8 protein-coding genes and 2 pseudogenes are annotated in these 9,819 nt (G+C 69.2%); 8 read left to right on the plus strand and 2 right to left on the minus strand.

The window, feature by feature from the left end; genetic code table 11:
• Window positions 1–280 precede the first annotated feature (280 nt).
• Window positions 281–1,261: a LysR family transcriptional regulator gene (locus tag OG524_RS29440; protein ID WP_405387689.1), complete on the minus strand. Its 981-nt coding sequence runs from the start codon at window positions 1,259–1,261 to the stop codon at window positions 281–283.
• A gap of 95 nt (window positions 1,262–1,356) precedes the next feature.
• Between OG524_RS29440 and OG524_RS29445 the strand changes: the two genes are divergently transcribed.
• The 3 genes and pseudogenes from OG524_RS29445 to OG524_RS29455 all read left to right on the plus strand — a co-directional run.
• Window positions 1,357–2,514 carry a nuclear transport factor 2 family protein gene (locus OG524_RS29445; RefSeq protein ID WP_405811975.1) on the plus strand — a complete coding sequence of 386 codons (1,158 nt, stop codon included), beginning with the start codon at window positions 1,357–1,359 and terminating at the stop codon, window positions 2,512–2,514.
• Window positions 2,515–2,873: 359 nt separating this feature from the next.
• A pseudogene (locus tag OG524_RS29450) lies at window positions 2,874–3,449 on the plus strand (ISAs1 family transposase); the annotation flags it as partial.
• 228 nt (window positions 3,450–3,677) lie between these two features.
• Window positions 3,678–3,887 (plus strand): annotated as a pseudogene (locus tag OG524_RS29455) (peptide-methionine (R)-S-oxide reductase); the annotation flags it as partial.
• 21 nt (window positions 3,888–3,908) lie between these two features.
• Here OG524_RS29455 and OG524_RS29460 read toward each other — a convergent pair.
• Window positions 3,909–4,379, minus strand: coding sequence for a hypothetical protein (locus OG524_RS29460; protein WP_405811976.1), 471 nt, complete (start codon window positions 4,377–4,379; stop codon window positions 3,909–3,911).
• Between the two features lie 640 nt (window positions 4,380–5,019).
• Here OG524_RS29460 and OG524_RS29465 point away from each other — a divergent pair.
• Genes OG524_RS29465 through OG524_RS29485 form a run of 5 tightly spaced genes read left to right on the plus strand, consistent with a single transcriptional unit; the run spans window position 5,020 to window position 9,799 of the window.
• Window positions 5,020–6,870 carry a phage tail sheath family protein gene (locus OG524_RS29465; protein WP_405387686.1) on the plus strand — a complete coding sequence of 617 codons (1,851 nt, stop codon included), beginning with the start codon at window positions 5,020–5,022 and terminating at the stop codon, window positions 6,868–6,870.
• A 42-nt stretch (window positions 6,871–6,912) separates the two neighbouring features.
• A complete protein-coding gene (locus OG524_RS29470; RefSeq protein WP_069169413.1) occupies window positions 6,913–7,437 on the plus strand; it encodes a phage tail protein in 525 nt (174 codons plus the stop codon).
• A gap of 8 nt (window positions 7,438–7,445) precedes the next feature.
• Window positions 7,446–8,204, plus strand: coding sequence for a hypothetical protein (locus tag OG524_RS29475; protein WP_405811977.1), 759 nt, complete (start codon window positions 7,446–7,448; stop codon window positions 8,202–8,204).
• Window positions 8,197–8,913 carry a hypothetical protein gene (locus tag OG524_RS29480; RefSeq protein WP_405811978.1) on the plus strand — a complete coding sequence of 239 codons (717 nt, stop codon included), beginning with the start codon at window positions 8,197–8,199 and terminating at the stop codon, window positions 8,911–8,913. Before OG524_RS29475 ends, OG524_RS29480 begins: the two co-directional genes overlap by 8 nt.
• Before the next feature lie 4 nt (window positions 8,914–8,917).
• Window positions 8,918–9,799 (plus strand): Pvc16 family protein, encoded by an 882-nt coding sequence (locus OG524_RS29485; protein WP_405811979.1) that lies wholly within the window; start codon window positions 8,918–8,920, stop codon window positions 9,797–9,799.
• Window positions 9,800–9,819 lie beyond the last annotated feature (20 nt).

The raw sequence follows: 9,819 nt of genomic DNA on the forward strand, positions 1-9,819 counted from the left end.
AGCTGGGCAGACCAGCGGCCACCCCGCGCCCGAGAACGGAAACTCCGACCAATCACGAGAATCAATCACTCACGAACCGAGCCGGTGGATCCAGGCTGAGGCCAGCCGCGCTGGCGTCGAGACACCGCCGAACGCCACCGTCCTCTCAGGCCCGCCGGGCTCAAGCCCGACGAGAAACGTCGACGCCCATACGGACCCGGTGCTGCCACCGTCCAACATCTCGTCCACGCTCTGAGCGCGCTGATGAGCGGGCGGCACCGAGGTGCCCTTGCGCAGTGGCTCAAACTCGGGGCGTTTCCATAACGCTGTCATAAAATGTCAGCGCGGCGGCATGGACATCCTCCTCATTCGGCTGATGAGGGATGTGGGTAGGACGTACCGAGGCGAAGGCCGCAGCGAGCTGGTCGAGTAGGGGCGCTGCAGAGGGGTGGGGATCACGGCGTGGAGTTATCGCGTAGATACCACGGGACGGAGGATCGACAAGGGGCACGGTGATGACGCCGGTCCGCAGGGCGCCCATTAGTACGCCAGGTATCAGCGCTATGGCGTGACCGGTTGCGACCAAGGCCAACTTGCCGACCAGATCAGCTGCGGTGAGGTCGATACGGACGCTTACCCCGGCGCGGGCGGCGTGTTGGCGCAGAAGCGCCGCCGAACCGTCGTTGTCCTCGACCCAGATCTGATCGGCCAGCGTCTGGATGTGCACCGGGCCGCGACCAGCCTGTGGATGGCCGACGGGCAGTGCGACAACCATGTGGTCCAACCCGAAGAATCGGCGCTCGATCCCGGGGTCATGGGGCAGCCCTGGCGGTGCATCGGTGACAACAGCGATGTCGAGATCGCCGGCGATCACGCGGTTGTGTAGTTGCGCGCTCAGGTCCGGCAGTAGGTTCCAGCGGATGGATCCGACTTGCTCGAGCAGCCCCCGGATGGCCTCAGGAACGACCCCTGCGGCCAGCGACGGTGTCGAGCCAACGGCCAGCGATCGATTGAGCGCTCCGTCACGAATGTCTCGTACGGCACGAACGGCGCGGTCCGCCTCATTGAGTGTGGCCATGGCGTGGTGCCGGAAGACCCCGCCAGCAGGCGTCGGACGCACACCGCGCGCGTGGCGTTCCACCAAAGGCACGCCGAGTTCTCGCTCCAGCCCGGCGATCTGGCGGGAGACGGCCGACTGCGTGTGATTGAGCTCGGCGGCTGCCGCCGACAGCGACCCGAGTCGGCACACGGTCACGAAGGTCCGCCACACCGTCAGTTCCATGGCATCAGTATGCACAGCTGGTATGCTCCTCCCGCATGTCTGGCCTGCGCAATATGCGCTTGTCGCAGTCCTTCTGACGGGCCACTCTGGCGTGCATGAATACACTGCACACGATCGCCGTCCTTGGCTTGGGGCGCATGGGTGGCGCAATCGCGACTCGACTTGCTGCCCAGGACTGGGACGTCGTGGGTTGGACACGCTCGGGGCGTACATCAGGCGTCGGCAAGACGGCCGACAACCCGAACGAGGCGGTGGCGAAGGCCGACCTCGTGCTCCTGGCGTTGTTCGACGGCCCGGCTTGCCAGCAGGTCCTCGACGACATTCGTGACTCGCTGCGACCGGACACGATTGTCCTGAACACCAGCACCATCGCCCCTGCCGAAGCGTCGATTCTGGCCCGACAGCTCGGCCCGTCCTACATCCACGCGCCCGTGCTCGGTTCTGTTCCGGCGGTCGCCGCGGGCACCCTGCAGATTCTCGCCGCTGCCGACCAAGATGCCCTCGATCGAGCCCGACCGGTTCTGGAAACGCTCGGCACCATGCGGCGTGTCGATGACGCCTCCACCGCTGCCGCGCTCAAGTTGATCGCTAACAACAGCCTCGCCGGCACCGTTCTCGCACTGCGCGACTCGCTGCGGCAAGCCGACGCCCTTGGCCTGCAACGCGACCAAGCGCTGGACGTCCTCGAGCTCGGCCAGCTCGGTGGGCTCGTGACCCGCAAACGACCCTTCCTCGGCAGTGAGTCGCCCGTCGGCACCGCCGACTTCACAATTGGTGCGCTGGCCAAGGATATGGCTGTGCTGGCCGCCGCATCAGACACGCCTCTGCGCAGCGCCGCCGGTCTGGCTGACACCTCTGTCGCTCCCGAGGCCGACATCGCCATGGCCGCCACGGTCCCCGCTGTGTCGGACGCCGTTCTCGCACCGCTTCGCGCCTACATTCTCGGACATATCACCGGCGAGCCCAACCACTTCCGCGACGCTTTCCTGCCCACAGCCCACATTGAGGGAATTCGGGGCGGTGCTTTCGTCTCGTGGCCTCTGGATGAATACTGCGCTCTCTTTGACGGCCACTCGGCGCTGGACGAAGCGAGCCGCTCTCGCCGGATCGACACCGTCGATGTCTACGGCACTATCGCGACCGCGACCATGACGCTCCAACACGGCGCAGACACCTTTACCGACATATTCCTGCTGGTCCATGTCGGCGACAGTTGGCGCATCGCCAACAAGGCGTATCACCGGCACCCATGAGAGGGCGTTCGATGTAGCCGAATTTCCGGTTCCTCATCGATTTACGACAGCAGCTCGCAACGAGATTCGAAGTAGAAGTCCGCGTTTTCGGGGAGGGACGTGTCCCAGGGCCCCGGGAAAGTCGTCTTGTAGCCCTGTGACGTGGGGTTTTGTGGCGGAGCAGTGGTGCGCGGGCGTGTTCCGGTCCGGTTGGACGGAGGTTCCTACGCCGTACCGTCCGGCCAGGGGATCACGCCCGCGTCGTGCCATCGTCCCTCATCCCCGCGCCTGTTCGCGCGCCCGTGCTCGATCACGAACTCCTGGTCCACCTGCTCGGCCGGATACCTGATCCGCGCCATCGACGCGGTGTGCGGCACCCGGTGGGTGCTCTGATCGCGGTGGCCGTGTGTGCGGTGGTGGCCGGAGCGCGGGGGTTCACCGCGATCGGGGAGTGGGCCCGGGATGCCGGCGGCGGTGCGCTTGCCCGGCTGGGACTTGAACGCGGCGGTGTGGACGAGTCGACGTCGCGGTGTCTGTTCGCCCGCCTCGACGCGGACCGGCTCGATGCGGTGCTGGGTGCCTGGGCGGTGACCAGGACCGCGCTGGTGGCGGGACGGCGGGTGATCGCCATCGACGGCAAGGCCGTCCGGGGTGCACGCGGTGGCGGCTCCTCGGCCCCGCACCTGGTCGCCGCCCTCGCGCACGGATCAGGGGCGGTGCTCGGCCAGATCGCCGTGAGCGAGAAGAGCAACGAGATCCCGGCTGCCCGGGAGTCGCTCCAGAACCTCGACCTGGACGGCGTGGTCGTCACGATGGACGCGCCGCACACCCAGCACGACACCGCGGCCGTCGTGACCAGGGTCGGCGGTGACTACGTCCTGACCGTGAAAGCCAATCAGAAGTCGTTGTATGCGCACCTCAAAGCGCTTCCCTGGGCTTCGGTACCCGCCACCACCAGAACAGATCGCGGTCACGGACGCCGGGCCACCCGGACAATCAAGGTCGTCGATGTTCTCGGCCCAGCCGACGATGACGGCTCCCCGAGCCGCTGCCGCGTTGACGATGCTTGCACGTTGACGTTCCGGCGATGTCGTGACGTCAGTTCTGTCGGAGAGCCGGATTGCCCCGATCACGCGATCGTTCATGGATTGATTCCTTGGCTGTTGTGTGAATGGGCAAACCAAGGATGGCCGTCCTTCTACGACCCGAAGGACACCGAAGCCGTCGAGCTGATCCAGGACACCAGCCTCGGGATGACCCGCACCGAGGTGCGCTGCTCCCGCTGCGGCTCGCACCTGGGCCACGTCTTCGAGGGCGAGGGCTGCCCCACGCCCACGGACCAGCGGTACTGCATCAACTCGATCTCGCTGACGCTGGCGCCCGACGAGGGCTGAGCGGCCGGGGCGCGGCCGCCGTCAGTCCTCCTGGGACCCGGCGGTCGCCTCGGCCCGCAGCAGCGGGTGCCTGACCCCGGGGAACACCCGGGCCCGCACGACCTCCTCGGCCGACCCGCCCTGGACCACGGTCTCGGCGACGCCCCACGGCCGTCCGGCCAGGCGGACGGTCAGGGCGTACGAGGACGAGCAGCTCAGGCACTCGTAGCGGTCCGCCCAGACCTCCACGTCCGTGACGCTGCCCGGGTACCGCTTCACATGCCGGTGCCGGGCGTGACAGTGGTCGCACGTCTCGCCCGGCTCACAGGTACCGCCGCACGGGCAGGGGACGTCCAGCGACTCCGCGGGCTGCCAGCGCTGGACGAGCATGGCGTCGCGGGTCGCGCCCATGTCCTTCATCGCCTTCAGATTGCGCGCGGCGACGTTGTACGACTCGCCGGTCGCGGCCATCCGGTCCCGGATGACGTCCTTGCGCCCGCGGTTCGTCGTCATGTGTTCCTCCTGGGTGTACGCAGCCCGTCAGGAGGCCCACGAAATCTTCCTCCCTACGGTACCTGGCGCTCCACACCCACGGGTGCGGCGACCCCCGGGCCGCCGCACCCGCCGTCCGCGCCCTCGCGCCCTGCCGATTCGCCCCACGAGGTCCGCAAGATCCGCGAGAATCCCGTATGACCCCGAATGCTATATCCGTCCGGGAATCGAACCTGATCGCTGTTCCTGGTGGCCCCCGCGCACGACGGCGCGCCGTCATCGAGTCAATTCGGCTTGTTTCTCCTGTGAGCTCCGAGTTTTCTGTGAAGCGATGGTGAATTGAATCTTCATATGAAGATGGGAAAATCTTCTGACCATGCCGAATCGTTTATCGGCGATCCGGTCAGGCGCCGTCCCGGGATGACCGAATCACTACCTTGACCTGTTCTCGTAGCGAGATACACACTCGCAAGAGGCACTCATGCATCAGGAGCCACGAGCGCACACGGATGCGGATGGCCCTGCGAGACCAGATATCGCACGGGGTGAACGACGGGGGATGCACGCGGGGGATCGTGCGCGCGTATGCGTATTCAGCGTATGCGCGCAATTCCTTCACCTCTCCTCTCATCTCTTGGTGCGCGAAGGGAATGGAGGGGGAATGCCGACGCACATGGGCTATCCCGGTGTGTACATCGAAGAACTTCCCAGCAGCGTCCGCACGATCGCCTCGGTCACCACCTCGGTGACCGCGTTCGTGGGGCACACGCGCCGGGGTCCGCTCAACCAACCGATACGGGTCACCAGCTTCGCGGACTTCGAGCGCCGCTTCGGCGGACTCACCTCGCAGAGCGCCCTCAGCTACGCGGTGCACCAGTTCTTCGGTAACGGCGGCACGCTCGCGGTGATCGTCCGGGTGGCCAAGGCCGGCACGGGCGAGGACGCCTGCGTCACCCTCCGCTCCACCGAGGGGCACAGCGAGTGCCCGGTGCTGGAGGTGCACGCGAAAGAGCCCGGGGTATGGGGCTCGGGCCTGCGGGTGGCCGTCGACCACGACACCCCCGCGCCGGACCGGACGTTCAACCTCCAGATCCTCGACGCCCGCGGCGGAGCCCGGGAGTCCTTCACCGGCCTGTCCATGGACGCCGGCCACGGCCGCTTCGTCGAGACCGTCGTCAACGCGGGTTCCTCCCTCGTCCGGGTGAAGGCACTCGACGAGGACCGGCCCGACCCGTCCGGCACGGTCTCCAAGCCGTTCGCGGCGGACCTGCCCGGCCTGGAGGTCGAGCTGAAGGTCAAGATCGGCGACGCGGAGCGCGAGTTCACACTCTTCGAACCCGACCGTGACGGCGAACCGCCGAGCAACGTCACCGAGCTGGCCCTCCTGCTGGAGCGCAAGCTGCGCGCGCTGCCCGACGCCCCCGGCAGGCACGCCTTCGCCGGGTCAGAGGTCACCGCCTTCGGCAGGCGGCTCCAGGTCGTCGCCGGGTCCGTCGACCCGGACGACGTCGTCCGCTTCGTCGGCGAGTGCGCCAACGACCTGGGACTCGAGGCCTCCGTCAACCCGCCCGTCTTCCCGCTGGAGGGCGGCAAGGACGGCGACCCGCCCGGCCCGCGCGACCTCATCGGCAGCGAGGGGAGCAAGACCGGCCTCCAGGCGCTGCGCGACGTGGACGACGTCAACCTGCTGGCGCTGCCGGAGCTGTCGGCGTACGAGTCCACGGAGGACATGGTCACCGTCCTCTCGGCGGCCGAGCAGCTCTGCCAGGAGCGGCGGATCTTCCTGCTCGTCGACTCGCCCTCGACCTGGGGCAGCGTCGACGCCGCGCGGGCCGGGATCGGCGCGTTCGAGCCCGTACGTAGCAACCACGCGGGACTGTACTTCCCGCATCTGCGGCTGACCGACCCGCTGACCGGGCGGCTGCGCTCCTTCCCGCCGTCCGGTGCCGTCGCCGGGGTCATCGCCCGCACCGACGGCGAGCGCGGGGTGTGGAAGGCACCGGCCGGCACCGAGGCGCGCCTCGCCGGCGTCCGGTCCCTGACGGTCAGGCTGACCGACCGGGAGAACGGGCTGCTCAACCCGCTGGGCGTGAACTGCCTGCGCACCTTCCCGGTGGTGGGGCCGCTGGTCTGGGGCGCCCGCACGCTGGAGGGCGCGGACGCGCTCGACAGCGAGTGGAAGTACGTGCCGGTGCGCAGGCTCGCGCTGCACGTCGAGGAGAGCCTCTACCGCGGTCTGCAGTGGGTCGTCTTCGAACCCAACGACGAGCAGTTGTGGCAGCAGATCCGGCTCAAGGCGTCGGCCTACCTCAACGACCTGTTCCGGCAGGGCGCGTTCAAGGGCGGCACACCGCGCGAGGCGTACTTCGTGAAGTGCGACAAGGACACCACTACCGACGCCGACATCGAACGCGGAGTGGTCAACGTCGTGATCGGTATCGCCCCGGTCAAGCCCGCGGAGTTCGTGATCGTCAAGATCCAGCAGTTCGCCGGGCAGTTCGACCTCTCGTAGCCGGCGACCCGTAGTCAAGGAAAAGGAACACGAAGGAAACCGATGGCTGAGTTCCAGATAAACGCCCATCGCTTCGACCCCTACAAGAATTTCAAGTTCCTGGTCCTCTGGGACGGTCGAACGGTCGCGGGCATCAGCAAGATCAGTCCACTGAAGCGCACCACCGAGGTGGTCAAACACCGCCACGGCGGTGATCCCAGCTCGCCGCGCAAATCGCCGGGCCGATCCGAGTTCGAGGGCGTCACACTCGAACGCGGTGTCACCCATGATCCCGAATTCGACCGCTGGGCCAACAAGGTCTGGCAGGTGGGCGCCGGGCTCGGCTCGGAGGTCTCGCTCCGGGACTTCCGCAAGGACATCATCATCCAGGTGCTCAACGAGGCCGGACAGGTGGCCGTCTCGCACAAGCTCTACCGTGCCTGGGTCAGCGAATACCAGGTCGTCGGCGAACTCGACGCGAACGCCAACGCCGTCGCCATCCAGAGCGTGAAGCTGGAGTGCGAGGGCTGGGAACGCGACTACGAGATCCCGGAACCCGTCGAGCCGTCGTTCACCCACCCGGCCTGAACGTCGTCGTGACACCAGGGACGGCCCCGGTGGGGCCCGCCGAACTCCTGGCCGCCTGGGAGACCGGGCTGCCTCTGGGAGCAGCGGAGAAATCACTGCTGCTGCACCGGACGGCCCGCCCGGGGACCGGCACCGACGCATTGCTGTCGGTGCCGGTCGGCGAGCGGGAGGCGGATCTGTTCGCGCTGCGCCGGTCGCTCTTCGGCGAGCTGATGCAGGTGCGGATCGAGTGCGGCAGCTGCGGCGAGGCCATGGAATTCGACCTCGACGCCGGTGCGCTGGGTGTCCGTCCGGCCGCCGGGGACCGGCTGCTGCGCGTGGCGGAGGACGACTGGGTGGTCGATTTCCGGCTGCCCACCGTCGCCGACCTCGCGGCAGCCGGTGCGGCCGGCTCGCCCGACGGGGCGCGCCGGCGGCTGGTGACGGGCTGCACGGTGCGGGCACTGCGCGGCGGAGAGCCCGTCGCCGCGGAACGACTGGCCGCCCTGCTGCCCGAACGGGTGGAGCGGCTCGTAGCCGAGAAGGCCGCCGAGGCGGACCCGACGGCCGAAGTGACGCTGAACGTGGCGTGCCCGGAATGCGGCGAGGCCACCCGGGCCGACCTGGACATCACCTCCTACCTCTGGACCGAACTGGACAACTGGGCGCGGGACCTGCTCCTCGACGTCCATCTGCTCGCCACCGCCTACGGGTGGAGCGAGCCGCACATCCTGGCGCTCAGCCCTCTCCGGCGCCGCTACTACCTGGAGCTGTGTACCGATGGCTGACTACTTCGACCGGCTGCTCGCCCGGTACACGCCGGTGGCCGCGGCCGACAGCGCCCGCGTCCGGGTGCGGCCCCGGCTCTCCGGCCCGTTCGAACGGGCCGAGGCACTGCGGTCCGGCCCGCCCGAGCCGGACGAACCGGCCGCGCTGCTTCCCTCCGCCCCGGGGGCCGCCACGGAAGTGCCCCGGCCGGTCCGGGAGGTCCACACCGAGCGGCACACCGTGGTGCGTACCGAGCGGGCTCCGCAGCCCGGTGAACCGGGACCGCAGGTCCGGCCCGCGGCAGCGGTCCCGGCACCCCTGCCGGGACCGCCGGCTCCGTCGCCGAAGGCCCGGCCCGGTGGGACGGAAGGCGTACGTGCGGCACGCCGGGGGCGGCCGTCCGCGCCGGACGACCCGGCGTCGGTGCCCGTGGTGACGGCCGTACCGGCACAGGCTGCCGCCGCACCGGCACGTGCGGCGGCGCTCCCCGTGCCGCGCGGCTCCGACGCCGCCGCCGCGCGGGGCGCGGCCCCCGGACCGGTGGGGCGGCGCGCCCCGCGCCCGGCCGAACGCGTCGTGCACGTACGGATCGGCCGGCTGGAGGTCAGCGCGGCGCCGCCGCCCGGGGCGAACGCCTCACCGGCCGGGCGCCCCGCACAGCCCGCCGGCCGGCCCGCCCCCGTACTGACGCTGGACGACTACCTGTCGCGCGGCGGGAAGAGGGACTGACGACATGAGCAACGCACTCGCCGTCGCCACGGTCACGCAGGCGCTCGCCCTGCTCATCGAGAGCAACCTGGGACCCGAGATGGACATCGCGGTCAAGGTGGAGACCCGTAAGCCGCCGTCGGAGCCACCGAGCGAGCCGACCGTCACGGTGTTCCTCTACCAGGTGACCCCGAACCCCGCGATGCGCAACAACGACCTGCCGACGCGCGCCGCCGACGGCACCCTGCGCAACCGGGCGGCCGCACCGCTGGACCTCCACTACGTGATCAGCGCGTACGGGGAGGAGACGGAGCTGGTCGGGCAGCGGCTGCTGGGCTGCGTGATCCGCACCCTGCACGAGATTCCCGTACTGCCCCGGGAACTGATCGAACTGGCCGCCGAGCGACCGCATCTGGCAGGCAGCGACCTGGCCGACTCGCTGCAGAAGGTCCGCTTCACGCCGACGGTCATGGACGTCGACGAGACGTCCAAGCTCTGGGGAATGCTGCACCAGACCCCGTACACCCTGTCGGTGGCCTACCAGGCGTCGCTGGTGGTGATCGAGGGCCGCGAGAAGCCCGTACCGGCGAAGCCCGTGGAGCAACGCACGGTACGGGTCGTGCCGTTCGCGGCGCCGGGGGCACCGGTGCCGCCCGGGGCGGACAAGTCGGACGGGGATGCCGGGGTCGTCGAGGCTTCGCCGGTACCTGTCGCTTCGGCCGCCCCCACGAAGGAGGCCCCCACGAAGGAGGCCCCCACGAAGGAGGCCCCGGCGAAGAAGGCCCCGGCGAGGAAGACGGCCAAGGCACCAGCCAAGCCCACCAAGGCCGCGGCCAAGCGAACCGCTCCGCCGCGCCCCCGCAGGGCGACCACGAGCGACACACCGACGCCGGACGACAAGGGCTGAGCCGCAGTGCGGAACACGGG

The sequence above is a fragment of the Streptomyces sp. NBC_01520 genome, from assembly GCF_045040375.1.
GTDB lineage: Bacteria > Actinomycetota > Actinomycetes > Streptomycetales > Streptomycetaceae > Streptomyces.

Bases quoted from the DNA above. Each gene is read 5' to 3' on its own strand.
- OG524_RS29460 (WP_405811976.1), bottom strand. From the start codon at position 4,379: ATGACGACGAACCGCGGGCGCAAGGACGTCATCCGGGACCGGATGGCC.
- OG524_RS29445 (WP_405811975.1), top strand. From the start codon at position 1,357: ATGAATACACTGCACACGATCGCCGTCCTTGGCTTGGGGCGCATGGGT.
- OG524_RS29465 (WP_405387686.1), top strand. From the start codon at position 5,020: ATGCCGACGCACATGGGCTATCCCGGTGTGTACATCGAAGAACTTCCC.
- OG524_RS29470 (WP_069169413.1), top strand. From the start codon at position 6,913: ATGGCTGAGTTCCAGATAAACGCCCATCGCTTCGACCCCTACAAGAAT.
- OG524_RS29480 (WP_405811978.1), top strand. From the start codon at position 8,197: ATGGCTGACTACTTCGACCGGCTGCTCGCCCGGTACACGCCGGTGGCC.
- OG524_RS29485 (WP_405811979.1), top strand. From the start codon at position 8,918: ATGAGCAACGCACTCGCCGTCGCCACGGTCACGCAGGCGCTCGCCCTG.
- OG524_RS29440 (WP_405387689.1), bottom strand. From the start codon at position 1,261: ATGGAACTGACGGTGTGGCGGACCTTCGTGACCGTGTGCCGACTCGGG.